The sequence below is a fragment of the Aggregatibacter segnis ATCC 33393 genome (genome assembly GCF_000185305.1).
Lineage (GTDB): Bacteria > Pseudomonadota > Gammaproteobacteria > Enterobacterales > Pasteurellaceae > Aggregatibacter > Aggregatibacter segnis.
Map to the genome: position 1 here is coordinate 415476 of NZ_GL622200.1, position 26125 is coordinate 441600.

Annotated in this window: 26 protein-coding genes and 1 pseudogene; 9 read left to right on the forward strand and 18 right to left on the reverse strand. The window is 41.9% G+C overall.

Annotated features, from left to right (window positions below; all coding sequences use genetic code 11):
- Nucleotides 1-12: 12 nt before the first annotated feature.
- Nucleotides 13-199 (reverse strand): annotated as a pseudogene (locus HMPREF9064_RS07290) (DNA recombination protein RmuC); the annotation flags it as partial.
- A gap of 113 nt (nt 200-312) precedes the next feature.
- Between HMPREF9064_RS07290 and HMPREF9064_RS10090 the strand changes: the two are divergent.
- A complete protein-coding gene (locus HMPREF9064_RS10090; RefSeq protein ID WP_390879183.1) occupies nt 313-450 on the forward strand; it encodes a hypothetical protein in 138 nt (45 codons plus the stop codon).
- Nucleotides 451-455: 5 nt separating this feature from the next.
- Here HMPREF9064_RS10090 and HMPREF9064_RS0109400 read toward each other — a convergent pair whose 3' ends face one another.
- Both HMPREF9064_RS0109400 and typA read right to left on the reverse strand, forming a co-directional pair.
- On the reverse strand, nt 456-5018 hold the full coding sequence (locus tag HMPREF9064_RS0109400; RefSeq protein WP_006717233.1) for a S6 family peptidase: 4563 nt from the start codon (nt 5016-5018) through the stop codon (nt 456-458).
- Nucleotides 5019-5150: 132 nt separating this feature from the next.
- Nucleotides 5151-7001, reverse strand: a complete 1851-nt coding sequence (gene typA / locus HMPREF9064_RS07285) for a translational GTPase TypA (protein ID WP_006717235.1) — start codon at nt 6999-7001, stop codon at nt 5151-5153.
- 305 nt (nt 7002-7306) lie between these two features.
- Between typA and glnA the strand changes: the two genes are divergently transcribed.
- Nucleotides 7307-8716 (forward strand): glutamate--ammonia ligase, encoded by a 1410-nt coding sequence (gene glnA, locus HMPREF9064_RS07280; RefSeq protein WP_006717237.1) that lies wholly within the window; start codon nt 7307-7309, stop codon nt 8714-8716.
- Between the two features lie 98 nt (nt 8717-8814).
- On the opposite strand, the gene HMPREF9064_RS07275 is transcribed toward glnA, so the two are convergent.
- The 4 genes from HMPREF9064_RS07275 to HMPREF9064_RS07260 all read right to left on the reverse strand — a co-directional run bounded on the left by HMPREF9064_RS07275 (nt 8815) and on the right by HMPREF9064_RS07260 (nt 12314).
- Nucleotides 8815-9540 (reverse strand): TerC family protein, encoded by a 726-nt coding sequence (locus HMPREF9064_RS07275; protein ID WP_006717238.1) that lies wholly within the window; start codon nt 9538-9540, stop codon nt 8815-8817.
- Nucleotides 9541-9604: 64 nt separating this feature from the next.
- The gene (gene mutH / locus HMPREF9064_RS07270) at nt 9605-10273 is read right to left on the reverse strand and encodes a DNA mismatch repair endonuclease MutH (RefSeq protein WP_006717240.1); all 669 of its coding nucleotides are present in this window, start codon (nt 10271-10273) and stop codon (nt 9605-9607) included.
- A complete protein-coding gene (locus HMPREF9064_RS07265) occupies nt 10270-10809 on the reverse strand; it encodes a methylated-DNA--[protein]-cysteine S-methyltransferase (protein ID WP_006717242.1) in 540 nt (179 codons plus the stop codon). Before HMPREF9064_RS07265 ends, mutH begins: the two co-directional genes overlap by 4 nt.
- 71 nt (nt 10810-10880) lie before the next feature.
- Entirely contained in the window at nt 10881-12314 is a 1434-nt protein-coding gene (locus HMPREF9064_RS07260; RefSeq protein WP_006717244.1) for an outer membrane protein transport protein, read from the reverse strand.
- A 230-nt stretch (nt 12315-12544) separates the two neighbouring features.
- Between HMPREF9064_RS07260 and HMPREF9064_RS07255 the strand changes: the two genes are divergently transcribed.
- Complete coding sequence (locus HMPREF9064_RS07255) at nt 12545-12835, forward strand: YfcZ/YiiS family protein (RefSeq protein ID WP_006717247.1); 291 nt, start codon at nt 12545-12547, stop codon at nt 12833-12835.
- A gap of 67 nt (nt 12836-12902) precedes the next feature.
- Here HMPREF9064_RS07255 and murA read toward each other — a convergent pair whose 3' ends face one another.
- Genes murA through mlaF form a run of 7 tightly spaced genes read right to left on the reverse strand, consistent with a single transcriptional unit; the run spans nt 12903 to nt 17583 of the window.
- A complete protein-coding gene (gene murA / locus HMPREF9064_RS07250; RefSeq protein ID WP_006717250.1) occupies nt 12903-14180 on the reverse strand; it encodes a UDP-N-acetylglucosamine 1-carboxyvinyltransferase in 1278 nt (425 codons plus the stop codon).
- Between the two features lie 18 nt (nt 14181-14198).
- A complete protein-coding gene (locus tag HMPREF9064_RS07245; protein ID WP_006717252.1) occupies nt 14199-14456 on the reverse strand; it encodes a BolA family protein in 258 nt (85 codons plus the stop codon).
- A complete protein-coding gene (locus HMPREF9064_RS07240; RefSeq protein WP_006717254.1) occupies nt 14456-14815 on the reverse strand; it encodes an STAS domain-containing protein in 360 nt (119 codons plus the stop codon). Before HMPREF9064_RS07240 ends, HMPREF9064_RS07245 begins: the two co-directional genes overlap by 1 nt.
- A gap of 3 nt (nt 14816-14818) precedes the next feature.
- On the reverse strand, nt 14819-15457 hold the full coding sequence (gene mlaC / locus HMPREF9064_RS07235) for a phospholipid-binding protein MlaC (protein WP_006717256.1): 639 nt from the start codon (nt 15455-15457) through the stop codon (nt 14819-14821).
- Between the two features lie 20 nt (nt 15458-15477).
- Nucleotides 15478-15984, reverse strand: coding sequence for an outer membrane lipid asymmetry maintenance protein MlaD (gene mlaD / locus HMPREF9064_RS07230; RefSeq protein ID WP_006717259.1), 507 nt, complete (start codon nt 15982-15984; stop codon nt 15478-15480).
- Between the two features lie 22 nt (nt 15985-16006).
- Nucleotides 16007-16792, reverse strand: coding sequence for a lipid asymmetry maintenance ABC transporter permease subunit MlaE (gene mlaE, locus HMPREF9064_RS07225; protein ID WP_006717260.1), 786 nt, complete (start codon nt 16790-16792; stop codon nt 16007-16009).
- A complete protein-coding gene (gene mlaF, locus HMPREF9064_RS07220; protein ID WP_006717262.1) occupies nt 16786-17583 on the reverse strand; it encodes a phospholipid ABC transporter ATP-binding protein MlaF in 798 nt (265 codons plus the stop codon). Before mlaF ends, mlaE begins: the two co-directional genes overlap by 7 nt.
- Before the next feature lie 242 nt (nt 17584-17825).
- Between mlaF and lptC the strand changes: the two genes are divergently transcribed.
- The 5 genes from lptC to rapZ are packed head-to-tail and all read left to right on the forward strand — an operon-like array spanning nt 17826 to nt 21067.
- The gene (gene lptC / locus HMPREF9064_RS07215; RefSeq protein WP_006717264.1) at nt 17826-18416 is read left to right on the forward strand and encodes an LPS export ABC transporter periplasmic protein LptC; all 591 of its coding nucleotides are present in this window, start codon (nt 17826-17828) and stop codon (nt 18414-18416) included.
- The gene (gene lptA, locus HMPREF9064_RS07210) at nt 18397-18915 is read left to right on the forward strand and encodes a lipopolysaccharide transport periplasmic protein LptA (protein ID WP_006717266.1); all 519 of its coding nucleotides are present in this window, start codon (nt 18397-18399) and stop codon (nt 18913-18915) included. The genes lptC and lptA overlap by 20 nt, the downstream gene beginning before the upstream one ends.
- A gap of 9 nt (nt 18916-18924) precedes the next feature.
- Nucleotides 18925-19650, forward strand: a complete 726-nt coding sequence (gene lptB, locus HMPREF9064_RS07205; RefSeq protein WP_006717267.1) for an LPS export ABC transporter ATP-binding protein — start codon at nt 18925-18927, stop codon at nt 19648-19650.
- A 3-nt stretch (nt 19651-19653) separates the two neighbouring features.
- On the forward strand, nt 19654-20184 hold the full coding sequence (ptsN, locus tag HMPREF9064_RS07200) for a PTS IIA-like nitrogen regulatory protein PtsN (protein WP_006717269.1): 531 nt from the start codon (nt 19654-19656) through the stop codon (nt 20182-20184).
- Between the two features lie 25 nt (nt 20185-20209).
- Nucleotides 20210-21067 (forward strand): RNase adapter RapZ, encoded by an 858-nt coding sequence (gene rapZ / locus HMPREF9064_RS07195; protein WP_006717270.1) that lies wholly within the window; start codon nt 20210-20212, stop codon nt 21065-21067.
- A gap of 1 nt (nt 21068) precedes the next feature.
- Here rapZ and xseA read toward each other — a convergent pair whose 3' ends face one another.
- Genes xseA through HMPREF9064_RS07180 form a run of 3 tightly spaced genes read right to left on the reverse strand, consistent with a single transcriptional unit; the run spans nt 21069 to nt 23926 of the window.
- Nucleotides 21069-22403 (reverse strand): exodeoxyribonuclease VII large subunit, encoded by a 1335-nt coding sequence (gene xseA / locus HMPREF9064_RS07190; RefSeq protein ID WP_006717272.1) that lies wholly within the window; start codon nt 22401-22403, stop codon nt 21069-21071.
- A 15-nt stretch (nt 22404-22418) separates the two neighbouring features.
- Complete coding sequence (locus tag HMPREF9064_RS07185) at nt 22419-23609, reverse strand: ribosomal protein uL16 3-hydroxylase (RefSeq protein ID WP_032997776.1); 1191 nt, start codon at nt 23607-23609, stop codon at nt 22419-22421.
- Between the two features lie 23 nt (nt 23610-23632).
- Complete coding sequence (locus HMPREF9064_RS07180) at nt 23633-23926, reverse strand: RnfH family protein (protein ID WP_006717277.1); 294 nt, start codon at nt 23924-23926, stop codon at nt 23633-23635.
- 468 nt (nt 23927-24394) lie between these two features.
- On the opposite strand from HMPREF9064_RS07180, the gene HMPREF9064_RS07175 reads away from it, so the two are divergent.
- Nucleotides 24395-24811: an EamA family transporter gene (locus HMPREF9064_RS07175; protein ID WP_032997777.1), complete on the forward strand. Its 417-nt coding sequence runs from the start codon at nt 24395-24397 to the stop codon at nt 24809-24811.
- Between the two features lie 85 nt (nt 24812-24896).
- On the opposite strand, the gene gap is transcribed toward HMPREF9064_RS07175, so the two are convergent.
- Entirely contained in the window at nt 24897-25901 is a 1005-nt protein-coding gene (gap, locus tag HMPREF9064_RS07170) for a type I glyceraldehyde-3-phosphate dehydrogenase (protein WP_006717279.1), read from the reverse strand.
- Between the last annotated feature and the right edge of the window lie 224 nt (nt 25902-26125).

Consider the following 26125-nt stretch of genomic DNA (forward strand, 5'->3'; position numbering starts at 1 on the left):
CTGTTGCCTCGCCGCCATGGTTTGAGCTTTCACCATCTCTTTTTCTGAGCGATTTTTACGGGCAGTAACGGTATTAAATTTTTCTAATAAGCGATTAAAATCGTCAATGTTCTTATTTAAATCCTGTTGTAATTCCAGGCTATCCTTTCCGATGCGCGCAGATAAAAAGTAAAATAAGGCAAAGTAAGCCAAATGACATGACGAAGCATAATTTGGTTGGAGAATTGTTATGTCAATGCTGTGATAGCGAGTGCCTTTAACACCTTAAAATCATTCCAGCCAGTTCAATAATATTGATGAATTAGAGCAGGTATACATGGCTATATTCGTTATTATAACGAGGTATGCCTTAAACTCAGATTAAAAAATTTGAGCTCTGTGCAGGACAGAGCTCAATATTTAATATCAGTCCAAGTTTTGGGACAGGTTAAAGTGCGGTCGTTTTTTTAGGTGTTTTACCAACTATAGTTGAGTTTTACCCCAAATTGGTTCTGTTTCTCTTTGTTTTTACCTCGGCTATTGCCAGCATACATTGAGACTTTCCAAGGTTTATAACCAAAGCTGAGGTTTGCCTCATGGTAAGTATAATGACCAAATGTTTGCTCAAATTCTTGCTCATTAATACGTTGGCTATAAGATTTATTTCCTGTAGAAACGTAGTAAGTTGAGATCTCCGGTGTAATTTCCCAACCGTTGACGTTAAAGTGATAGCCTACTTTTACGCCTGTGTGGTAGGTCGGCAACTTGATTGCCGGGTTTTTCACAATAACGCCATTTAACTCGCCTTCGCTTGAACTGATTTGATGATAACGAACGCCGAGCATTGGTGTAATTTGCAGACTATTTATTATCACGTCATAAGCCATATTTAGACCGACATTTACGATATTGCGATCAAATTTATGCTCTCCATCAATTTTACTGCGCGACCAACCATAGCTTGTATCAATAGCCCAACTAAATCGATCGATTTGCTGTTTTGCATACAGGGTTGCTAAGGAGAGGGTGTTTTTACCATTTAATGATGAAAACTCATTATTGGTTTGTGCGTGGGTGACCATCGCCCCTAATACAACACCATTCGTCATTTCAGGTGTTTCCGCACCTAATGCAACCTGATTACTTTTACTGTGGAAGTTTTTGTAATCATCTGAATGATATTTATGATTACTATTGTTATAAGAAAGCCACATACCAGAACGTTGAGTCAAAATTGTTCGATCTAAGCGTGAAGCTAACTGAAGATTAAGTGCGGTCAACATCGCTGTATCAGATAGGACAGCATTGGTATTCGCACTGATAATCTCTTTTTGTTTGTATGTTACCGGTTTTGTTGTTGTATTACGTGGACGAGCTTCTTCGGCTAAACGAGCTTCCTCTTTTTCTTTCGCGATACGTTCTGCTTCAAGACGAGCTTGTTCTTCTTTCTCTTTAGCAATGCGTTTCTCTTCGAGACGCGCCAACTCACGTTGACGGGCTTCTTCCGCTAAACGAGCTTCCTCTTTTTCTTTCGCGATACGTTCTGCTTCGAGACGAGCTTGTTCTTCTTTCTCTTTGGCAATACGCTCCGCTTCGAGACGTGCTTGTTCCTCTTTCTCTTTAGCAATACGTTCCGCCTCTAAGCGAGCCAATTCATGTTGGCGGGCTTCTTCAGCTAAACGAGCCGCTTCTTTCTCTTTTGCGATGCGTTCTGCTTCAAGACGTGCTTGTTCCTCTTTCTCTTTAGCAATACGTTCCGCCTCTAAGCGTGCCAATTCACGTTGACGAGCTTCTTCGGCTAAACGAGCTTCCTCTTTTTCTTTCGCGATGCGCTCTGCTTCAAGGCGCGCTTGTTCTTCTTTCTCTTTAGCAATGCGTTCCGCTTCGAGACGCGCCAACTCACGTTGACGGGCTTCTTCCGCTAAACGCGCCTCTTCTTTTTCTTTCGCGATGCGTTCTGCTTCGAGACGAGCTTGCTCTTCTTTCTCTTTGGCAATACGCTCAGCTTCTAAACGTGCCAACTCACGTTGACGGGCTTCTTCCGCTAAACGAGCGTCTTCTTTTTCTTTCGCGATGCGCTCTGCTTCGAGACGAGCTTGTTCCTCTTTCTCTTTGGCAATACGCTCCGCTTCTAAGCGTGCTAATTCACGTTGGCGGGCTTCTTCAGCTAAACGAGCTGCTTCTTTTTCTTTCGCGATACGTTCTGCTTCAATTTTTTCGTTTTCTAACTTGGCATTATAGAGTCGGAAAATACCATCTTGTTCAATCAAACTATAAACGTAGGCACCAAGATCTACATGATTTCTAGCTAATGATACTTTTAATGCCGGATCTCTGATTGCTTTAGAGGCATCCAATAAATCAAGTTTTTCATATTTAGCTTCGCCACCACTGTCTTTAACATCTAGCACAAAATTACCGCTTGCCTGATGGGTTACAGTGACTTTATCGCCGCGTTGATTGGTAAGCGCGGAAGCATAATGAAATGTTCCTTCTCCGTTTAACGCATTAATTGTTAAGTGATTATAGACTGTAGGGTTTTCTTGGCTATTTAAGAAAATATGGCTTTTTTCTAGATTTAAGCGGGCAGTTTGGCTATCACCTGTCAGTGTCCAATTCGCATTTTCTGTCAATCTTACTAAGCTATTTCCTGTACCGTTAATCGTCCCGAATAAATGTGCTTTACCTAAGATCAGTTGGGCATGGTCAGTGAGTTGGGTATTGCCACGGATTTCAGTTGCCGTAAAGCTATTTAACGCTTTGGCTGAAATATCATCATTGCTACAAGTGACTTTGCCTGTGTAATCAGAGCGAATACAAACAGGATCACCGCTTTTATAGCCTAAATGTATTTGACCATTTTGGCTTGCATTGAAGTTGGCATTAACTTGTGCAACGTTACGGCTACTATAAAGGACAGAATTATTGTTTACATTAATGTTGTTGGCATTAAAAGTGCGGTTAATCCATTCATCATCAAAGACGACATCTTTCCCTTTGTTACCATTTAAATAATCATTGGCATGAGGAACAGGTCTGCCGGAGAATAACGCAATACCCTGATTTAATGTGACGTCACCGTTAAGCTGACTACCGCCGGTAAACAGGAAAGTTGATTGGTTGTTTACGGCATTGATATTAACGTTTAATTTTCCGTTATGGAGAGCGGCATTTGTTTCGCCTAAATAACCATCGAAAGCATTAATCGTCACATCTTTTCGTTGTATTTCCCTTTGGGTAACAATATTAATTGCTTCTTCACGATCCGTTGCTACGATTTCCCAATCCTCTGTACTGCCTTGATCCGGTTTGCAAGGGAATGACGCTTTCATATTGTCGTGTTTAGAGACAAAGTAACGATTTTCACAGCCGTTTTGCCAATGATATAAGTGATATCCTGCGGGGCGGTTTGAATTCTGAACTTCACGGATCGTAACTTGTTCCGGGAGAAATAAGTTTTGACCTGTTAGCGTAAGCGTTGATGCTTGATTTGCATTATGATTGACAATCATTGCGCCTTCATCAACGTTACGAATGCGCTTAAACGTTAAGTTATTCCCGTTAAGATCTAAACGACCGCCACGGAAACCAAAATAGATACGATCCGGATTGACTTGTTCAGCATCATTTAAAATAACTGTTGGGCGACCACTCACAATACCGACTTCTTTAAATGCCTGTTTATTGCCATTTTCGTCTGCTTTTTGGTTTAAAATAACGGTGCCATCACCAACGCTGATTTTACCGTCATTTTTCCCGGTTCCATTAACGTGCAATGTACCGCTGCCAATTTTAGATAAAATGTCGTTATTGCGAATTTGCCAATTAACTTGTTTTCCCTCAGCAATGGATATTCCTGCACCAGTCCATGTGGTGTTTGCATTTTGTCCGCTGACGGTATAATTTCCGTTAAAATAAAGCCCTCCAGCGCCTTGATTGATGTCGCCTTTGAGTTTTAATAAACCATTATTTCCGTTTAAATAAGCGGTTTTACCATAGTTAAGTTGTTCTTCTGCTGTTTTTAAAGAAGCATCAATTAAATCAACGACTAAGGTTTTATTGTTATTTCTTGTACTACGAATCGTACTGGTTTTATCTGCTGCTTCCCAAATGAACTCTTCATTGTTATCTGCAGAAATTTGACCCGCAATATCTTCAGCATATCGCTGTTGATTAAAATCATTGCGATAAATAATGTATTCCTGCCAAGTGGTGTTTTTATACCCACCCCAATAGGTATAAGTGCCTAAAAAGACCCATTTATTTTGTTGCTTATCAAAGGTAAAAATCGGTGAGCCGCTGTCTCCTGGAACAGCATAGTTGGTAAGCGGTTTATCAAATAAATTGCCGTATAGATCGAGGAATCCCTGTTTTTTAGGCTGTAAGTCATAGGATTGTCCACCGATGGCGTAGTTATAAGCACCTTGTAATTCTTCACGGTCTTTATCTGCGCTTTCACGGAATTGTGTTCCTGCTCCGACCCTGAGCATATAAGGGAAACGGGCTGTATCCATATAAGTATTCGGATCTGTTCCTGCCGTTGTTGTTGGCATTGGAATAACTTCAGTGACAAAACGGTGTAAGCGAGGAGAATGGTAGTCTTCATGACGACGATCGTATTTCCACCAAATATCTGGAGGGCCATCGTTATTTCTGTCCACTAATCTGTAAGTGTCATCAGGAATGTCGCTATGACCGGTTTTTATACCAAAGCGAACATTTTTGTAACCGCTGTTATGTTTTACGCTCACGACATACTGTGGATCAACGAGGGTTGCCACACGCATTTGTACATCAACAGGGCTAAAATCGATCATCGGTAAATTAGGCAAAATAGTACCTAATGCATTGCCGTTTTTATCCCGGATTTCCACATTTGTTGCGCCGACATGGAATTTACCTTTGTTTTCGGCAAAATCACGGAAGATTTGGTAATCCACATCGCTGCGTACTATGGCAGCAAAAGCGGATTGATGTAATGCCAGAGCAATAGAGGATGCTGTAAGCGTGCGACAAAGTGGTTTTAATAATTTTTTCATAAAGACCTTAGATATCAATTTAATAATGCTTTACGTTTTTATATGAGAAAATTTAGGGGGTTACATATAAAAGTGCGGTGCGTTTTACAAAACTTTTGAAAAACGCACCGCACTTTTTAGATTTTAAACGAATTAATGTGTGCTCGTGCTGGTTGTTGTTCTATTGGCACGTTTACGATCCGTTTCCGTTAATAATTTTTTACGAATACGGATAGATTGTGGGGTGATTTCCACCAATTCGTCATCATCAATAAATTCAATGGCTTGTTCAAGGCTCAATTTAATTGGTGTGGTTAACGCAATGGCGTCATCCTTACCGGAAGCGCGCATATTGGTGAGTTTTTTCCCTTGTAAGCAGTTCACAGTTAAGTCGTTAGAACGGCTGTGAATACCGATGATTTGACCTTCGTACACTTCGGCGCCGTGATCGATCATCAGTTTGCCGCGCTCTTGCAAGCCCCATAACGCGTAAGCCAAGGCTTTACCTGTCGCATTGGAAATCAATACACCATTTTTACGCTGACCGATTTCGCCCGGTTTCACATCATCGTAATGACTGAAACTAGAGTAGAGCAATCCGGTACCGGAAGTCATGGTCATGAATTCATTACGGAAACCGATTAAGCCACGGCTTGGGATCACATATTCTAAACGTGTACGTCCTTTACCATCCGGCACCATGTCTTTTACTTCACCTTTGCGGATACCAAGAGCTTCCATTACCGCGCCTTGGTGTTGCTCTTCAATGTCGATGGTGACTTGTTCAAACGGTTCTTGTTTGTGTCCATCCACTTCTTTAAAGATGACTTTTGGGCGGGAGACAGCTAATTCGTAGCCTTCGCGACGCATATTTTCGATTAACACGGATAAATGCAATTCACCACGACCGGAAACACGGAATTCATCCGGGTTTGGGGTTTCTTCTACGCGCAATGCTACGTTATGCACAAGCTCTTTGTTTAAGCGCTCTAAAATCTGACGAGATGTCACGTATTTCCCTTCTTTACCGCAGAAAGGTGAGGTGTTAACGCAGAAGAACATGGTGACGGTTGGTTCATCAACGGTTAATGCCGGCAAGGCTTCTACGTTGTTGATGTCGCAAATGGTATCGGAAATGTTGAGCTCACCAAGGCCGGTAATCGCCACGATGTCGCCTGCGCTGGCAATGTCTTCTTCATAGCGTTGTAATCCAAGGTGACCTAACACTTGTCCGATTTTACCGTTGCGGGCTTTTCCGAAACTGTCGATGATAGTCACGCTTTGGTTTGGTTTTACCGTACCACGTTTAATACGACCAACACCGATAACACCAACATAGCTGTTGTAGTCTAATTGGGAGATTTGCATTTGGAACGGGGCGTTGAGTTCCACTTTCGGTGGTTCAACGTATTTGACGATGGCTTCAAATAAAGGGGTCATGTCAGCAGCTAAATCGTCGTGTTCCAAACCGGCAACGCCGTTTAAGGCGGAGGCGTAAATAATTGGGAAGTCTAACTGTTCGTCAGTGGCGCCAAGATTGTCGAATAAATCGAATACTTGATCTACTACCCAGTCAGGGCGTGCGCCCGGGCGGTCAACTTTGTTGATGACCACGATCGGTTTTAAGCCGTGGGCAAAGGCTTTTTGCGTCACGAAACGGGTTTGTGGCATCGGGCCGTCAAAGGCATCTACCACTAATAATACGCAGTCCACCATGGATAAGACGCGTTCTACTTCGCCACCGAAGTCCGCGTGTCCCGGGGTGTCCACAATGTTAATACGGTAGCCGTTCCAATTAATGGCGGTATTTTTTGCCAAAATGGTAATGCCGCGTTCTCTTTCGATATCGTTAGAGTCCATCACGCGCTCATCCGCATCGCCGCGGGTGGCATCGAAGGTACCGGATTGTTGTAATAATTTATCGACTAATGTGGTTTTGCCATGGTCAACGTGGGCAATGATTGCGATATTACGCAATTTGTTAATGTCTATTTGATCTGTCATTGAGAATTCTTAAGCCTAAGCTAATAATAAAAAAAGAGATAATTTTCTGACCGCACTTTTAGTGCCAAAAATGCGAAAGGCGCAGATTATACAACTTTTTATGAGGGTCTGCTATGAATAAATGGGAGAAAATTTGAACAATAAAAAGTTGGTTTTATAAAAAATAAAAAAAGGCTTTTGATGAAGAAAATTCAAGTGAATGAATCAAATACTTTTATGAAATTAGGCCAGAATATGCTATTTTTATACGCATTCTTTTTCCCCATTTTATCTTAATTAACTCACGTCTTAGAGGATTTACTAGTATGTCTAACGCGATTGACAATGTGTTTAAACTCATTGAAGAAAATGACATCAAATTTGTGTTACTTCGTTTTACCGATATTCAAGGCAAAGAACATGGTGTTTCTTTACCTGTGAGTTTGGTTGACGAGGATTTATTTGAAGACGGCAAAATGTTTGACGGTTCCTCTGTAGAGGGTTGGAAAGCGATTAATAAGGCTGATATGTTATTAATGCCGATTGCCGAAACTGCCGTTGTCGATCCTTTCGCGCAGATTTCAACGTTGTCTCTCCGTTGTAGTATTGCGGAACCGACAACGATGCAAAGCTATGATCGTGACCCGCGTTCAATCGCACTTCGCGCAGAAAATTATATGCGCTCCACCGGCGTGGCGGATCAAGCGTTCTTCGGGCCAGAACCGGAATTTTTCCTCTTTGATGATGTGCGTTTTGATGTGTCAATGAACGGCAATTCTTATCAAGTGGATGATGTTGAAGCCGCATGGAACACCAACAAGCGTTATGAAAACGGCAACAATGCCTATCGTCCGCTGAAAAAAGGCGGCTACTGCGCGGTGGCACCGATTGATACGGCACATGATATTCGCTCCGAGATGTGTTTATTAATGGAAGAAATGGGCTTGGTGATTGAGGCGCACCACCACGAAGTGGCTACCGCAGGACAAAATGAAATTGCCACGAAGTTCAACACCTTAACCTTGAAAGCGGATGAAACCCAAATTTATAAATACATCGTGCATAACGTGGCAAAAGAATATGGCAAAACCGCCTGTTTCATGCCAAAACCGATTACCGGTGATAATGGTTCGGGGATGCACTGTAATATGTCCTTGAGCAAAGACGGCAAAAATATTTTCCAAGGGGATAAATATGCAGGGCTTTCAGAGACCGCACTTTATTACATCGGTGGTATCATCAAACATGCGAAAGCGTTAAATGCCTTCACCAACCCAAGTACCAACTCTTATAAACGTTTGGTACCGGGCTTTGAAGCGCCGGTGTTGTTGGCGTATTCCGCAAGCAACCGTTCGGCGTCGATTCGTATTCCTGCCGTGACCAGCCCGAAAGCCATTCGTGTGGAAGCACGTTTCCCGGATCCGTTGGCTAACCCTTATTTAGCCTTTGCGGCGTTATTAATGGCGGGCTTGGATGGTGTGGTGAATAAAATTCATCCGGGCGATGCGATGGACAAAAACCTTTATGATTTACCACCGGAAGAATTGAAAGATATTCCTTCTGTCGCCGGTTCTTTAGAAGAAGCGTTAAATGCCTTAGAAAACGATTTTGAATTCTTAACACAAGGCAATGTGTTTACTAAAGAATTTGTACAGGCATTTATTAGCGTAAAACGCAAAGAAGTGACACGTTTAAATATGACACCACATCCGGTGGAATTTGAAATGTATTACTAATAGCGAGAGAAAAGAAAAGGCGGTTTGATACCGCCTTTATTTTTGCTTAAAAAGTGCGGTCAAAAAAACAAATGAATTTTCGACCGCACTTAGATGGTTTAAAGTTCCATGCCTAAGCGTTTACGCATTTTTGTATTCAACACTTCCACAAAGACGGAAAAGCCCATGGCGAAGTAAATATAAGCTTTCGGTACATGGAAACCGAAGCTTTCGATAATTAACGTAATACCGATTAGAATCAGAAAGGCGAGTGCTAAAATTTTGAACGTCGGGTGGCTTTCTACAAAATCACCAATTGGTTTGGCGGCAAACATCATCATGCCGACAGCAACAATAATCGCCGTGACCATAATTTCAATTTGATTCACCATGCCCACTGCGGTAATGACGGAATCCAGTGAGAACACGATATCAAGCAAGGCAATTTGAATTAACACACCGATAAAACTCACTTTTTTGCTGATTTCATGGTGTTCTTCTTCTGTATGAGGTGTCATGGCTTCACGAATTTCATTGGTACTTTTAACGATTAAGAACAAACCGCCGAAAAACAGAATTAAATCTCGGCCGGAAACACCTTTACCAAAGAGCTCAAACAGAGGCTCTGTTAGATGCATCATCCAAGAAAGGGTCAATAGAAGTAAAATTCGAGTGCCCATGGCAAGGCTTAAGCCGATAATACGTCCCGGTTGTCGTTGTTTGGGAGGCAACTTAGCAACGAGAATGCTGATTAAAATGATGTTGTCGATACCCAACACAATTTCCAGTGCAGTGAGGGTAAATAAGGCGACTAACGCCTCAGGGCTTAATAGCCATTCAAACATAATGTTTCCTTAAAGTACAAATGGGTGCGCGATCATATAGCTTTGACGATGAAATGAAAAGAGGCTAAGTGTTCTGCTGCACAAATTGTTGCAGAATTTCGTGGGTAAATGCTTTACGCAAGTAAAAACCGAGAGGAAGCGTATCGATAATTTCCCCATTTTTACCAATACCTTTGGTTAACGACTTACTGTTAGCTCCTTTCGGGCGGAGTTGCAAGACTTCACCTAAACACGCATTAATTTTATCCAGTTGACCTAGCACAATGTAATCCATGAGTTCTTCCCAGTCTCGTTGTAGTTGGCGTTCTTGCTGTTCGCTAGGTTGCCAGAGAATCGGCGTACCGATGTGTCGTTCTGCCAAGGGAATAGAACGGCTTCCTTCTATGGGAATCCAAAGCACGCGGGACAACTTATGGCGCACATGGGAATTTTGCCAATTCACACCACTATTTTGGATGAGAGGGGCAAGACTCACGAACGTGGTTTCCAAAGGATAGCCTTGAGCATTAATAGGGATCGTTTTTAACTCAATACCTAAATGGCGGAAGTCCTGTTCCGCTTTGCTGCCTGCCGTTGCACCCAGTGCTGTTTCAAGCAGCATACCCACCCAGCCTTTATCACGTTTTAAATCCGGAGGCACGGGAATGCCGAGTTGTGTCGCTAACTCGCCAAAACTGAGTCCGGCAATGGCTTGCGCGCGGGAAAGAAGTTCTTCAGTCGTTTTTGGGATCATTGGTGATATTTCTTGAAAAAACGAGGCTTAACGGTTTCTTTGCCTTTATCAATGTAAGGGATATTTTCCAGCTGAAGCAGAAAACGTTTAGCGACTAAGCCGCCACCGAATCCGGTCAGCGTTCCGTCTTTGCCTAAAATACGATGGCAAGGAATAATAATACTAATCGGGTTGCTCCCGACTGCGCCACCCACCGCACGCACCGCATTGGGGTTCTCAATGCGTTTGGCTAACTCGCCATAACTTGTGGTTTCTCCATGGCCGATTTGGCGTAGAGCCTGCCAAATGCGTTGCTGAAATGGTGTGCCTTGTGGTGCTAGTGGAATGTCATCAAAACGTTCCGGTTCTCCGTTGAAATACCGCTCAAGAGCGGAACACACCTGCGTAAACAGGGGTAAATCGTTGTTTTCCTGCCATTTGGGATTGGGCGCAAATTGTTCCAGCTCAAAATCCAAATGGGTTAAATACGTGCCATCGGATAGCATCAGCAATTTGCCTACAGGCGATGGGTAATAACGGTAAAAAAGTGCGGTCATATTTTTCTCTATTTTACAAAAATAAAAGCGTACCGAAGTACGCTTTATATTATGCGGAATTTTTATGCCGATTAGAAACGGTAATTGAGGTTTAAACCGTAAAGGTTGGCAGATGCTTTTGTGGTGTAATCTGCTTCAACAACGAGCAAGCCTTTAATATTTTGTGTTTCAACAAAGTGTTTTTTCTTGCCACGTAAATGAGAAAAACCAACATCAACAGATAAATCCGGTGTGAATTTATAGGTTGCACCTAAGCTATACCACATACGATCCGTGTCAGGAATTGACGCAGATAAATGTTGTTTACTTGCAGCTTGATCGTATGCTAAACCGGCACGTAAAGTGAGCGCATCACTGAAGTTATAGGTTGTACCAACAGCGAAGCGAGAATTGTTTTTGTATTCTTCTTTCTTCGCAAAAGCTTCATAGCCGGAGCCATCTTGGTATGTACCACGTAATTCTTTGAAACGGTTCCATTCCGTATATTTATAGCTATAGTGAACCGCCCAGTGATCGGTTAGTTGATGGAAACCGGAGAATTCCCAGTAGGCTGGTAATTTCAAGGTTAAGCTACCTTCAGCGACATAAGGCGTTAATGCACCTTGATGTTGTTGTAAGCTAAGTGCATTGCGATCGGTAAAGTCAATATCGATTTTGGAATGATAAGCTAAACCAAGGCGGTTATCTTGGTTAAATTCATACATTAAACCGGCATTCCAACCAAATCCCCAAGCATTATCTTTTAAATGTACGAGGGAGTCCTGTTTATCTAAGCTTTTTAAGTTATTGATGGTTTTTTGGGCTAAAGCATCAGCGACTGCTTGTGGAACAGTTGGATTTTTAGCGCGGATTGCCCCACTTAATCGGCTTTTTACATTGCTTTCGCCCATGACTGCGAGCATATTTTTAACGCCGGTAATGGCAATCCCTGCGGTACGTTCAACTTCAGCTTTGGCATAAACACCATTAATTCCTAGACCGGCAGTTAAATTATCAGTGATTTTGTATGAGCCGCTTAGGTTTAAGTTAATTGTTGTTAAATCGGTTACCCCACCGAAAATGCCGGCATCGTAGTCACGAGAGTATTCACTTTTTAAACCAAAGTTAACATTCATTCCCGCGCCTAAAGCAAATTTGTCATTGAGCGGAGAAACAAAATACATGTTAGGGATAAAGGCACCTGGAACAACGCTATTTGCATTTGCGTTTCCGGTCGCAAGCTTTAATCCGCTTGCGGTGGTAGCCGTTACCGGACCATACATGTGAATGCGTGAGTCTACATAAACACCGCCTGCAGAAAATTCTTTTTGTTTGAAGAGGCTCATTAATGCCGGGTTAGTGGCGACTACAGAGGCGTTATCGGCCATTGCCGCTTCACCTGCATAAGCGCGGCCTAAACCAGAGGTAGAAACCTCCGCTAATTGGAATGCGGCAGCGGATGCACCGGTTGCAGCACCAAGAAGAAGAGTAGAGAGTAGTGTTTTTGTCAATTTGCTCGTTGTCATTTTGTTACCTTTTTCTGCGCCTGCCCGAAGGTGACGTCTGATCAAAGTTTATTGATTGTTATTTAAAAGTTGGTCATTCTAAGAAAGGCAGGGAGGCGGAGCAACGTTCTTTTCGGTTTTTATAAAGTGTTCAGACCAGTCAGACAGGAAAAGTGCGGTCAAATTTTGTATTGTATTTTAATAATGTTAAAATAATTGAAAGTTTCAACTGATTTTATAAAGGAGAGAATATGAGTTCGTTAAAATGCCAAGCAGAAGAAGCCAAAGTGTGTTGTTGTGTTGATGTTGGCACCGTCATTGATGGTTCTGATTGCACCATTGATTTTGAACAGGTTTATGCAACAGAAGCGCAGGCAAAAGAAGCATTAGCCTATTTAACTGAAAAAGCGAGAGCGGCAGAAAGCGAACCGTGCAATATTAACAGTGAAATAAGTGCGGTGGAAAATGGTTTTAAATTGAAAGCAACATTTGAATTTAGCTGCCAAGCAGAATCGATGATTTTCCAGCTTTCTACTCGATAATTTATCGTGTAAAAAAAAGAAAGGCTTAAGTTTGAAGACTTAAGCCTTTCTTTTTTAGGTTTTCAAATTACACTTCTTCAGTTTCTTCTGAAAAGCGTTCAATTCTCGCGCCTAAGCCACGCAGTTTTTCCTCAATACGTTCATAACCACGATCAATGTGATAGATACGATCGACGATAGTTTCACCTGTGGCAATACAGCCTGCAAGGACAAGGCTAATGGAGGCACGTAAATCGGTTGCCATGACTTCAGCGCCAGACAAGTGAGCAACACCGTGACAAATCGCCGTATTGCCTTCAATTTCTGCTTTCCCTCCCATACGAATCAATTCAGGGATGTGCATGAAACGATTTTCAAAAATAGTTTCGGTGATGATACTGGTGCCGTTTGCCACCATATTTAATAAGGTGAACTGTGCTTGCATATCCGTTGGAAAACCTGGATAAGGTGCGGTGCGAATATTGACCGCTTTTGGACGATTACCAAGCATATCTAGGGTGATTGTGTCTTCAGTGACATCAACTTGGGCACCGGCTTCACGTAATTTATCGATTACAGCATCTAAGGTGTTGGCTTTGGTGTTTTTACAAACAATACGTCCACCAGAAATTGCTGCAGCGACTAAGAATGTTCCGGTTTCAATACGATCCGGCGCAACACTGTGCTCACAACCGGTTAAGCGATCTACACCTTCGATAGTAATGGCGTCTGAACCTGCACCGCTGATTTTTGCACCCATTTTATTTAGGAATTCTGCCGTATCTGCAATTTCCGGTTCACGAGCAGCGTTTTCAATAACGGTTGTCCCTTTAGCTAAGGTTGCGGCAATCATGATGGAAAGGGTTGCACCCACGCTGACTTTTTCCATCACGATACGAGTCCCGATTAAACGGCTATCGACATAGGCTTTTACATAGCCATCTTCAAGTACAATTTTGGCACCAAGGCGTTCTAAACCGCTGATGTGTAAATCTACCGGACGAGCCCCAATGGAGCAGCCACCCGGTAAAGAAACTTGGCCTTGATTGAAACGTGCAACTAATGGTGCTAACGCCCAAATTGAGGCGCGCATGGTTTTTACCAATTCGTATGGTGCAATGAAATGATTGATTTTGGAGGCATCTAAACGTACGACACCTTGTGCGTTACGCTCAACCTCAACACCTAATTGGCGTAAGATTTTTAGTGTTGTTTCAATGTCTTTAAGATCCGGAACGTTGGTTAACGTAACAGGCTCGGTAGCCAGAATTGCTGCGAAAAGAATTGGTAATGCAGCATTTTTAGCACCAGAAATATCAACGGTACCTTTCAAACATGATTGTCCATAAACACGAAATTTTTGCATGAGAATATCCTGTGGAAATTAAGCCGGGTGATTAAGTAAGCGTTCGCGTTTCCATTTTTCAACGGTATAAGTGCGGATAGAAAGCGCGTGGATTTCATTGCTGGATATGTGGTTTAGAAGCGGGGCGTAAATCATTTGTTGTTGTTTGACTTTGGAGAGCCCTTCAAACTGATCACTGACAGCGATGACACCATAATGTGCGTTTTCACCTTGTACATACACTTCATCAAGATTAAGCGCTTCTTTTAAAATTCTTTCGATTTCTTGAGTTTCCATTAAATATTTCCATCTTGTGGGATAAATTGAGTAAGCCAATCGGATAGGCCGAAAAGATCTGCCAATGTCAGTAATTCCGAAGGTGGGCACTGTAAAACTTGTACACGACCTTTAAGCAATTGGGTTTGGTTGTGTTGTAAAAAGTCACACAATAAAGCAAAACCGGCAGAATCTATGCGAGTAACCTGGCTTAAGTCCCAATAGATATTTTGTTCTGCCGATGCTTTTCCCAATAAAAAAGAAGCACGTTGCTGCCATAGTGGCAACAACGTGTTACGAGATAACTCTCCTGATAATTGGAGCGTTATTCTATCATTATTTACTTGTGATGCCCAACGTAAACTTTGTGTCTGTTGCATGGCTTATTTGCTCAGTGTAATTGGCGTATCAGCAGCTTTTTGTAGTTGCGCGCTGAGGGCATCCAATCCTTGTTTGCGAATGATCGGGCTCCATTCTTGTTGCTTAGTATTTACCATGCTCGCACCGCCTGCGGTCATGTCATACACCTGCCATTGTCCTGTTTTGCTGTTTTTATACCAATAGAAATCCACATTTAACGGTGGTTGATTATTCGGCTGTGCCACTTTGACATTCACAATCGCAAGGCTACCGGATTCTTCTTTCATTTTGCCGATTTGGATACTTTGATCGCTATACATGGTTAATACTTGGGCATAAACCTGTTCAATGTATTTGTCCAATACAGCGAAATAACGATCTCGTTGTTCTTGCGTAACGGTTTGATAGTTTTGGCCCAAAATTTTAGAACCGGCATATTTCACATGAACGTAAGGCATTAAATCTTGACGCACGATGGTTTTTAAATAATTCGGATCTTGTTTAATTTTGTGTTGATTGCTTTTGATATCATTAAACAACTTATTGGATACTTTCTGCGTTAAATCATAGGGTGTATCTTCCGCGATGGCTTGTTGTACAGCAAAAAGTGCGGTGAAAATAACTAATGTTTTTGCTAACCAGTATTTTACATTTTTCAACATTGAGAGTTTCTCCTATCACGTTATTTATTCGTCGCTTCCGAGGTTTCGGTAGCTTCTTTTTTCTCTTTATCGCCATATAAGAATTGACCAATCAAATCTTCTAATACCATGGCAGACTTCGTATCGACGATTTTATCGCCGTCTTTCAACATTGCAATTTCGCCATCATCAAAGCCAATGCTGAGGGCAATATATTGCTCACCCAATAAGCCGGCTGTTTTAATGGATAACGAGCTGGTTTCTGGGATCTTATTGTATTCTTGGTTAATAGCAATGGTCACTTTGGGCAAATAGCTTTGCGGATCCAATTCAATTTCGGAGACACGCCCCACAACAACACCACCTACTTTAAGCGGAGCGCGGACTTTAAGACCACCGATATTATCAAAAGTCGCATATATACGATACGATTTGGTTTCGCTGAAGCCTTGCACATTAGCCACTTTTAAACCTAAAAAAATCAGTGAACCGATACCGAGCAGTAAAAATAAACCCACCCAAAATTCATATTTAATAGTTTGTCGCATAAGATTTCCTTACAAACAGAGATTAATTTGCGCCGAACATAATGGCAGTCAGCACAAAGTCTAAACCGAGGACGACTAATGAAGCATGCACTACCGTTCTGGTGGTGGCTTTGCTGATGCCTTCGGAGGTTGGAATACAATCGTAGCCGTTAAATAACGCGATCCAAACGACCGCAATGGCGAAAAATACACTTTTGATCGTGCCGTTTAAAATATCATGGCTCCAAGTTACCGAGCTTTGCATTACGGACCAGAAACTGCCCGCATCTACGCCTTTCCAATCGACACCGACTAAAGAACCACCCCAAATACCGATGGCAATAAAGATGATAGAAAGAATTGGCATGGCAATAATTCCCGCCCAAAAACGTGGGGCAATGACACGACGTAATGGATCAACTGCCATCATTTCCAAGCTAGATAATTGTTCCGTGGCTTTCATTAAACCAATTTCGGCGGTTAATGCGGAACCTGCTCGTCCGGCGAATAAAAGTGCGGTCACAACCGGGCCTAATTCTCGAAGCAGGGATAAAGCGACCAATTGCCCTAAACTGGTTTCCGCGGAGAAATCCACTAATACCACATACCCTTGTAAACCAAGCACCATACCGATAAATAAACCGGAAAGCATGATGATTAATAAAGACTGTACGCCAAGCACATGTAATTGTTTAATAAACAAAGGAAAATGCTTGCGAACTTGTGGTTTGCCAATTAATGCGCCGAACAGTAAAAAACCGGCACGTCCAAGTGCTCGTCCAAAATTAATGGCGTGACGGCCAAACGTTGAAATCAAATTTTCTAACATTTGAACAGCTCCTCAAGGTAATTGGGTGCCGGATAATGAAAATGCACCGGGCCATCAGCATGTCCTTGCAAGAATTGGGTAACTTGCGGGTCTTGGCTTGCCAGTAATTGGGCAGATGTTCCTTCGGCAATCACATGTTTATCCGCAATGATGTAGGCATAATCCGCAATGCTCAAAAGCTCCTGCACATCATGAGAAACCACGATAGACGTGAGATTTAAGGCCTCGTTCAAGCGTTTGATTAAACTAATAATGACGCCCATGCTAATTGGGTCTTGTCCGGTAAACGGTTCATCAAACATGATTAAATCCGGATCTAATGCAATCGCGCGGGCAAGTGCGGCTCGGCGAGCCATTCCTCCGGAAAGTTCGGACGGCATTAAATCGGCAGCACCGCGTAATCCTACCGCTTCTAATTTCATTAATACTATTTGACGAATTAATGAAGGCGGCAGATTCGTGTGTTCACGAATGGCAAAGGCCACATTATCGAAGGTGGAAATATCGGTAAATAACGCACCGGATTGGAATAGCATGCCCATGCGTTTACGCACTTCATAAAGTTCGCTGTTAGACAGTTTGCAAATATCTTGCCCGTCAAACAGGATTTCCCCTTCATCAGGGATGAGTTGTCCACCAATCAGTTTTAATAACGTGGTTTTACCAATGCCGGAAGGGCCCATAATGGCCGTGATTTTACCGCGTGGTACACGCAAGTTGAGATCGCGATAAATCACACGTTCGCCACGTTTAAACGTCAGGTGTTTAACTTCGATTAAAGCGTCGTTCATAAAACCTTAATTATGAGAAGGCTTGAGCGCCTTGAGTGAATAAAAATGAGTTGCGATAGTCTATGAAATCCACGTGAATGTCAAATAGAATTACGTAGCATTCATGCCCCGCCTTGGACTCCGTTTTAGTAAAAATGTTCCCATTAAAACGTGCTGAAATCTGACCGCACTTTTAGATTTTTTCAATAAAGTTGTGCTATTATTGCGCCCTATTATTAATTGTTATGGCTTAAAATAGAGTTATGAATATTCGTTGGAATATTGTGTTGGCGGTAATCGCATTCGGATTATTAGCTTGGTTTTATAGCTTGAATCAAGAAGATGACGGGCTGAATGCGCTTGTTAAGACGGCAGACGCGCCGGAATATGTCGGGCAGAAAATGAATACGGTGGTGTATGCACCGACCGGCAAAAAACAGTATTTGGCCACATCCGACAAAGTGGAGTATTACACCTCGGATGGGCATACGAATTTTATAAATCCGACGGTGCGTTTATTGGCGCTCGAAATTCCAGGTTCTGGTACGGATAACGCTGACACGGAAAGTTGGGAGTTAAGTGCGAATAAAGCCACTTTAACGAAGAACAACATGTTGTATTTAGAAGGTAATGTCGTGGCACAAAGCCTTTCTGCACAATCTCGTTTACAACGTATTGAAACCGAAAGTGCGGTAGTAAATTTAACCACGCAAGACATTACTTCCGATAACATGGTGAAATTAAACGGGCAGGATTTTAGTTCGACAGGTTTAAAATTGACAGGCAACTTACAACAACAAGTGGCCACTTTAAAAGAACAGGTAAAAACACATTATGAAATTAATAAGCAGTAAAATTGTGCTTGCTTCTACATTGGTTTTTATGTCTTTTTCCGCCTTGGCGCTAAAAGAAGATACCAATCAACCGATTAACATCGTGTCCGATAATCAATCTTTGGATATGAATAATCGTGTCGTTACTTTCACGGATAACGTGGTGATTACACAGGGTTCCATTATCGTCAAAGCGAGCAAAGTGGTGATTACCCGTCCGGAAGAGAATTCTAAACAAAAAGATAAAGTGGAAGCGTTTGGCAATCCGGTGACCTTTCATCAAGTCATGGATGATGGCAAGCCGGTTGATGGTAAAGCAAATAAAGTAGTTTATGACCTCGGTACCGAATTTTTAACGTTGACTGGTGATGCAGAATTAAAACAACTGGATAGCAAAATTAACGGTAGTGTTATTACCTATGATGTAGCCAAGCAGCAACTGAAGGCGAATGCGAATTCTGGCGCACGCGTAAAAACCGTATTGATTCCCACCCAATTAAATCGTGCGAATGGTAAATAGGATAAAAAAATGGCGATTCTGTATGCTGAAAATTTAGCGAAAAGCTATAAAAACCGCCAAGTGGTTTCTGATGTCAGTTTAACGGTGCATTCAGGCGAAATTGTTGGCTTATTAGGCCCGAATGGTGCCGGTAAAACCACAACCTTCTATATGGTGGTGGGATTAGTGAATCATGATCAAGGCAAGATTCGCATTGATGATGAGGATATCAGTCTGTTGCCAATGCATAACCGCGCACAAAAAGGTGTTGGTTACTTGCCACAAGAAGCCTCTATTTTTCGCCGTTTAAGTGTGTATGAGAATTTGATGGCGGTATTGGAAATACGTAAAGATTTGACCGCACTTCAACGCCAAGAAAAAGCAGATGAGCTGATTGAAGAATTTAATATCGGACATATTCGCGATAGTTTGGGGCAATCTTTATCCGGTGGTGAACGTCGCCGCGTAGAAATCGCACGTGCTTTAGCCGCCAATCCCAAATTCATTTTGTTGGATGAACCTTTTGCCGGCGTCGATCCAATTTCCGTGATTGATATTAAGAAAATTATTAAAGATTTACGCGATCGTGGTCTTGGCGTGTTAATTACCGACCATAACGTACGTGAAACCTTAGATGTGTGCGAGCGGGCTTACATTGTAAGTTCAGGCAAGATGATTGCAACCGGTACACCAACTGAAATTATGAATAACAAATTGGTTAAAGACGTTTATTTAGGCGCCGATTTCCAGCTGTAACCTATGAAATTTACTGAGTTATTAACGCCGGAAACCATTCGTCAAGGAATGATTTCTTCCAGCAAAAAACGAGTTTTTGAGTCCATTGCGCGTATCGTGGAAGAACAATTACACATGGAAAATGGCGAGCAATGCTGTTTTGATTGTTTGTTTACCCGTGAGAAATTAGGCAATTCCGGTTTAGGTGGTGGGGTTGCCATGCCAAAAGGGAGACTGCCTAATGGTGGCAAGCCGATAGGTGTATTTATTCAATTAGAAAGCCCTATTGATTATGATGCCGCAGATAAACGTGAAGTCGATTTAATTTTCGCAGTATTGGTCCCGGAAAATATGTGTGGTGATTACGTTCAGTATTTGCCAACGTTGGCTGAGAATTTAGTGGATAAATCTTTGTGTAAACAACTGCGGGCGGCAAAAAGTGCGGACGAAATTTGGGGCGTTTTTTCACATTATGATCAATGCGAGTCGGAAGAAATAGAGGCTGATGAGGAAGATTCTCCTTCATTAGCACCGGAATCCGGTTCTGAAGAATAAAGAAAAATGGTTTAACGGGGGAGTTATGGAAATTATCATTATTAGCGGTCGTTCCGGTGGCGGAAAATCCGTTGCATTAAGAGCCTTAGAAGATATGGGGTACTATTGCGTCGATAATTTGCCATTAGATTTGGTGCCACAATTAATCAATATTCTTTCTGTTAATCAACATGCTGTTGCGATTAGTTTGGATATTCGTAATTTGCCAACGTCACCTGCAGTATTGGAAAAGACGATTGCGCATATTCAACAAGAACATAACGTTAAAATCATCTTTTTGGATTCCGATAAAACGACGTTAGTTCGTCGTTATAGCGACTCTCGCCGTTTACACCCCTTATCTACGCAAGATCTTTCTCTGGAAGCCGCTATCGACGAAGAAAGTAAACATCTTGATCCCCTGATTCAACAGGCAAATATCATCATTGATACAGGCTCATTGTCCACACATGAATTGGCCGAGCGTTTACGCGAATTTTTGCGCGGGCATTCCGATACGGAATTGAAAATTGTAGTGGAGTCCTTTGGTTTTAAATACGGCATTCCGTTGGATGCGGATTATGTTTTTGATGTCCGTTTTTTACCTAATCCCCATTGGAATCATGCACTAAGACCAATGACAGGTTTGGATCAGCCGGTGGTAGAATTTCTCGAAAAACACAATGAAGTGCATCAATTTATCTATTTAACCCGTTCTTATATTGAAACTTGGTTGCCGATGTTGGAGCAGAATAACCGCAGTTATTTGACCATTGCGATTGGTTGTACCGGTGGTAAACATCGTTCCGTCTATGTTGCCGAACAATTGGGCAAGTATTTCCAAGATAAAGGCAAAAACGTCAGTATTTTGCACCGCTCTTTGGAAAAGCATAAAAAACAATAAGTTATTTTTTCTCGATTTGGCTGATTTGGCTGATGATTTCACCATCAGTCAAACGTGTTCTTATTTGCTCCCCAATCTTGACCTCATTAATCGATTTAATCGTGCCATACTTGGCGTTTTGCGTAATGGAGTAGCCACGCGCCAACACTTTCAATGGACTTAAACTGTCTAATTTTCCACATAAATGGGCTAGCTGTTTTTGTTGAAGTCCCAGCTTCAAATTCATTTCAGAATTTAACCGCACTTTGAGTTGCGCTACTCGCTGTTCGTGCTGTTGTATCCGTAGTGGCAGCGGATTTTTATATAATCGTGCAGAAAGTGCGGTCAGATTTTCCGCCGTTTTTTGCCAACGATGGTACAAGCTTTGTTGTAAACGATGGCGTAATTGTGTGATTAATTGTTGTTGAATGCGGAGCTGTGATTGCGGATGACGATGCTGTAAACGCAAGGAGAGGTGTTGTAATTGTTGCTTCTTCTCGGCAAAGATTCGATCTAAAGCAATTTCAATCCGTTGCTGACGATATTGTAATTGTTGTATCAATTCTGCTTGGTTGCGACTGACGAGCTCTGCTGCAGCGGAAGGCGTCGGGGCACGTAAGTCGGCAACGAAATCAGCGATAGTCACATCAGTTTCATGCCCTACTGCACTGATGATGGGAATGGCGGAATGGAAAATGGCGCGCGCCACTTTTTCTTCGTTGAAACACCATAAATCCTCTAAGGAGCCACCACCGCGTCCAACAATCAGCACATCGACTTCTTGCCGTTGATTAGCAAGTTGAATCATCTGCGTAATTTCAGTTGCCGCATCTTTACCTTGTACCGCTGTTGGATAAATGATGACTTTCAGACTTGGGTCACGACGCTGCAAAATATGTAAGATATCTTGCAGTGCCGCGCCGGTTTGAGAGGTAATAATGCCTACCGCTTTACTAAAGTGCGGTAGGTTTTTTTTGTGATTTTGAGCGAATAATCCTTCTGCCGCGAGCTTTACTTTTAATGCTTCAAACTGCTGCATAAGCAAGCCATCGCCGGCGAGATGCATACTTTCGATAATCAGTTGATAATCACCGCGTGGCTCATACAAACTGACGGAAGCACGCACCAACACTTGCATGCCATTGGTTGGACGAAAACCCACGCGCAGATTTTTCATGCGGAACATGGCGCAACGCACTTGGGCATTTTCGTCTTTTAAACTTAAATACCAATGACCGGAAACCGGCTGGGTAAAATTAGAAATTTCCCCGGTAAGCCAAACCTGCCCAAGTTGATTTTCTAACATCAAGCGTACAGATTGGTTTAGCTGACTGACGGAATAAATATTATCGCTCATTCTCTTTATTGTTTTTTAGTGCTCGTGCAATAATGCCCAGCCGTCATCCAGCCAGTTACAAATGCTGTCAAAGAGCGCATGAAGAGAAAGCTCTCCGTCTTTTTCAATCAATTGAGTTAAGAAAGCGTAATCAACGTTTTCGCCATCGGCTAATTTTTTCAATATTTCAGCCTCAGCCTGATTTAACTCATCAAGCAATTCGCCATTCGCGTAAATACGCAACGGGTTTTCTGTATAAACTAATTTGCAGTTGTTATCTTGTTGTAGTTTTCCGCCTAACTCAAAGATTTCGGCGACATCATCAAGATCAGTGAATTCACCAACATCTAGTAATTCATAACGTCTTTGACTTACCGTGGTTGCCAACGCATGTTGGAACAGTTGATCAAATTGTTTGGATTGAGACAGTTGTTGCAAGAATTGGCGTTTTAATTCTTGCATTGTTGCTGTGTCGAGTTTACCCGTATTTTGGACTTCAGGTGTTAAACGGAATGGGATATTCAGCTCACTCACGTCTAGATTTGGATGACAAAGGTTACGTTCTAAGTTGTCAATTAATTCACTCGTGTTTGGGTAACGTAAACCGAAAGAAACTGTTAAACAATCATCTTGTGCTACACCGTAATGGGAGAGTCTGGAAGGCACATAAAGTACATCTCCCGGCGCCATTACTTCATCTAAAATTAATTCACCCATATCATCAAAAATACGAATAGGTTGATTAGGTTTAAATTCAGTTGTTGGTTCGCACCATTTACCTAATTGCCAGCGGCGATGCCCGTAAGCCTGCACGAGGAAAACATCGTATTCATCGTAATGTTTCCCTACGGATCCGCCTTGCGGCGCAAATGACACCATAATGTCATCGCGTTGCCATTGTGGAATAAAACCGAATTTATTCCACAAACTACCAAGTTGTGGTGACCATTGTTCCAAGTTTTGGACTAAAACGGACCATTTCTCCGGCATGTTTTTAAAGTCTTCATCGGATAACGGACTGGTGAACAGTTCCCAATTATCTTCGCTATGTTGCTTGATTAAACGAGCGACGACTTCTTCTGTTTGGGCAAGTTCTAAAATGTCATCAGGTTCTAATTGACCTACAATTTCTGGCAATCCGCCACGAATTAAGAGTGGTTTTTTTTGCCAGTAATCACGTAAGAAAATTTCTGGGGTAATATCTTGGGGTAAGCAGAATTTGCTCATATACATTCCTTCTTTGTGTTGTGCTATTTTTTCTTGGCCTGTTCTTCTGCACGTTTGCGCCGAATTTCTTTTGGATCAGCTAAAAGCGGACGATAAATTTCAATGCGATCTCCCTCTTTTAATTGATCGTTTAATTTCACAGGGCGGCTAAAAATACCAATTTTATTGGTGCGTAAATCAATGTCATTGAATTGTTGCAAAATACCGGATTGCACAATCGCTGTTTGTACCATCGTGCCCTCATCAACGCTAAATGTTTTTAGATAATGATGATCGGGGAAGGCATAGGTAATTTGAATATTAATTTTATTAGCCATAAATTTATTTTGCTCTTGGTTTTAAGATATCAATCATTATAGATAAATGGGTGAAAATTTGACCGAAAGAAAATGTTACTGACGGAGTTGAAAATTCGATCATGTGGAAATTAATTTTTTCATTCTATGTTACTGGGGCTTTTTGCTTTATGGCAAATTCAAATGATGGTCAATTCACTGCATTTTATTGATTGATTTTCCTCCATTGTATTACAGGTCGTAAACTTTTGTCGAATGTCCACGGTGTCTATTTCCAATTCACTGCCAAATTTCACCGCACTTTAATGTGACATGTGTTCGTTGATGTTATTGAAGCAGTAATTTGAGAAGATATCAATTGTCTATAACGCAATAAATTTCTTGTGTCATGAATGCCTAGAAATTAACAAGAATTATTAGGAAAAATTGGTATATAAAAAAAGACACTATATTATAGGCGGAGTATTGATAAAACATGAGGGAATTGAAATGAATTGGGTTTGGTTTGCGATAGGCTCCGCGTTTTTTGCAGGATTAACCGCGATTTTAGGAAAGTTAGGTGTTGAAGGATTAAACAGTAATTTAGCCACATTTATTCGTACCGTAGTAATTTTATTTGTTGTAATAATTATTATTTCAATACGAAATGAATGGCAATTACCTCAGCATATTGCCGCTAAACCGGTAATTTTTCTTGTGTTGTCCGGGGTTGCTACCGGGCTTTCTTGGCTTCTATATTATCGAGCTTTACAACTTGCGCCGGCTTCTTGGGTTGCGCCTATTGATAAATTAAGTGTGGTAATTGCGATTATATTAGGGGTAACTCTTTTAGGTGAACCGCTTAGTATGAAATTGCTTGTTGGCGCAGGGTTAATTCTTTCCGGCGTGTTGGTGCTAGCATTGTAAAACGCCCTGAAAAACGACCGCACTTTTAGTATCATTCATAAAAATAGCTCCCATTGGGAGCTATTTTTATGTTGAGGATAAAGAATTAGCCTTTGTAGTTGTAAATATGAGCAACTAAGTCTAATACTTTGTGTGAATAACCGGTTTCGTTATCGTACCAAGAGACAAGTTTCACGAAAGTGTCGGTTAATGCGATACCTGCAGCGGCGTCAAACACAGAAGTGAATGAGCAACCGTTGAAGTCGGTAGAAACTACTGCATCTTCAGTGTAGCCTAAAACGCCTTTCATTTCGTTTTCAGAAGCACGTTTTAATTCTGCACAGATTTCAGCGTAAGTTGCCGGTTTTTCAAGGTTAACGGTTAAGTCAACAACAGATACGTTTGGTGTAGGAACACGGAATGCCATACCGGTTAATTTACCGTTTAATGCCGGGATTACTTTACCTACTGCTTTAGCTGCACCGGTAGAAGATGGGATGATGTTTTGTGCCGCACCACGACCACCGCGCCAGTCTTTAGCAGATGGACCGTCAACGGTTTTTTGTGTTGCTGTAGTTGCGTGAACAGTGGTCATTAAACCGTCTTTGATACCGAATTTATCGTTGATAACTTTGGCTAATGGCGCTAAACAGTTCGTTGTACAAGACGCGTTAGAAACGATGTCTTGACCTTTGTACGCATCAAAGTTTACACCGCGTACGAACATTGGGGTGCTGTCTTTAGATGGACCGGTTAACACAACTTTTTTCGCACCTGCAGTGATATGTTTACGAGCAGTTTCATCCGTTAAGAATAAACCGGTTGCTTCAACTGCAACATCAACACCGATTGCGCCCCAGTTAAGGTTTGCCGGATCACGTTCAGCTGTTACACGGATAGTTTTGCCGTTTACCACTAAGTTGCCGTCTTTCACTTCAACAGTGCCATCGAAACGACCATGTGTTGAATCGTATTTCAACATGTAAGCCATGTATTCAACGTCGATTAAGTCGTTGATACCTACAACTTCGATGTCATCACGATGTTGTGCTGCGCGGAATACAATACGGCCGATACGACCGAAACCATTGATACCAATTTTAATTGCCATAAGATTTCACCTTATATTTTTAAGTTAAACGAAAAGGTTAAACTCGGTAGAAATGAAAATATCCGCCTACCAATTTTGTGTGAGATTATAGCACGCTTTCCCAATCTTGAGAAAGTATCTATTCTCAGATAAATAGAAAAACACGATCAAAAATTCTGTAAAAAATGACCGCACTTTTGCTGATTTTTTATTGGGTTAGAGGCATAATAAACAAAATTATTGAC

Bases quoted from the DNA above. Each gene is read 5' to 3' on its own strand.
- HMPREF9064_RS0109400 (WP_006717233.1), bottom strand. From the start codon at position 5,018: ATGAAAAAATTATTAAAACCACTTTGTCGCACGCTTACAGCATCCTCT.
- typA (WP_006717235.1), bottom strand. From the start codon at position 7,001: ATGACAGATCAAATAGACATTAACAAATTGCGTAATATCGCAATCATT.
- glnA (WP_006717237.1), top strand. From the start codon at position 7,307: ATGTCTAACGCGATTGACAATGTGTTTAAACTCATTGAAGAAAATGAC.
- HMPREF9064_RS07275 (WP_006717238.1), bottom strand. From the start codon at position 9,540: ATGTTTGAATGGCTATTAAGCCCTGAGGCGTTAGTCGCCTTATTTACC.
- mutH (WP_006717240.1), bottom strand. From the start codon at position 10,273: ATGATCCCAAAAACGACTGAAGAACTTCTTTCCCGCGCGCAAGCCATT.
- HMPREF9064_RS07265 (WP_006717242.1), bottom strand. From the start codon at position 10,809: ATGACCGCACTTTTTTACCGTTATTACCCATCGCCTGTAGGCAAATTG.
- HMPREF9064_RS07260 (WP_006717244.1), bottom strand. From the start codon at position 12,314: ATGACAACGAGCAAATTGACAAAAACACTACTCTCTACTCTTCTTCTT.
- HMPREF9064_RS07255 (WP_006717247.1), top strand. From the start codon at position 12,545: ATGAGTTCGTTAAAATGCCAAGCAGAAGAAGCCAAAGTGTGTTGTTGT.
- murA (WP_006717250.1), bottom strand. From the start codon at position 14,180: ATGCAAAAATTTCGTGTTTATGGACAATCATGTTTGAAAGGTACCGTT.
- HMPREF9064_RS07245 (WP_006717252.1), bottom strand. From the start codon at position 14,456: ATGGAAACTCAAGAAATCGAAAGAATTTTAAAAGAAGCGCTTAATCTT.
- HMPREF9064_RS07240 (WP_006717254.1), bottom strand. From the start codon at position 14,815: ATGCAACAGACACAAAGTTTACGTTGGGCATCACAAGTAAATAATGAT.
- mlaC (WP_006717256.1), bottom strand. From the start codon at position 15,457: ATGTTGAAAAATGTAAAATACTGGTTAGCAAAAACATTAGTTATTTTC.
- mlaD (WP_006717259.1), bottom strand. From the start codon at position 15,984: ATGCGACAAACTATTAAATATGAATTTTGGGTGGGTTTATTTTTACTG.
- mlaE (WP_006717260.1), bottom strand. From the start codon at position 16,792: ATGTTAGAAAATTTGATTTCAACGTTTGGCCGTCACGCCATTAATTTT.
- mlaF (WP_006717262.1), bottom strand. From the start codon at position 17,583: ATGAACGACGCTTTAATCGAAGTTAAACACCTGACGTTTAAACGTGGC.
- lptC (WP_006717264.1), top strand. From the start codon at position 17,826: ATGAATATTCGTTGGAATATTGTGTTGGCGGTAATCGCATTCGGATTA.
- lptA (WP_006717266.1), top strand. From the start codon at position 18,397: ATGAAATTAATAAGCAGTAAAATTGTGCTTGCTTCTACATTGGTTTTT.
- lptB (WP_006717267.1), top strand. From the start codon at position 18,925: ATGGCGATTCTGTATGCTGAAAATTTAGCGAAAAGCTATAAAAACCGC.
- ptsN (WP_006717269.1), top strand. From the start codon at position 19,654: ATGAAATTTACTGAGTTATTAACGCCGGAAACCATTCGTCAAGGAATG.
- rapZ (WP_006717270.1), top strand. From the start codon at position 20,210: ATGGAAATTATCATTATTAGCGGTCGTTCCGGTGGCGGAAAATCCGTT.
- xseA (WP_006717272.1), bottom strand. From the start codon at position 22,403: ATGAGCGATAATATTTATTCCGTCAGTCAGCTAAACCAATCTGTACGC.
- HMPREF9064_RS07185 (WP_032997776.1), bottom strand. From the start codon at position 23,609: ATGAGCAAATTCTGCTTACCCCAAGATATTACCCCAGAAATTTTCTTA.
- HMPREF9064_RS07180 (WP_006717277.1), bottom strand. From the start codon at position 23,926: ATGGCTAATAAAATTAATATTCAAATTACCTATGCCTTCCCCGATCAT.
- HMPREF9064_RS07175 (WP_032997777.1), top strand. From the start codon at position 24,395: ATGAATTGGGTTTGGTTTGCGATAGGCTCCGCGTTTTTTGCAGGATTA.
- gap (WP_006717279.1), bottom strand. From the start codon at position 25,901: ATGGCAATTAAAATTGGTATCAATGGTTTCGGTCGTATCGGCCGTATT.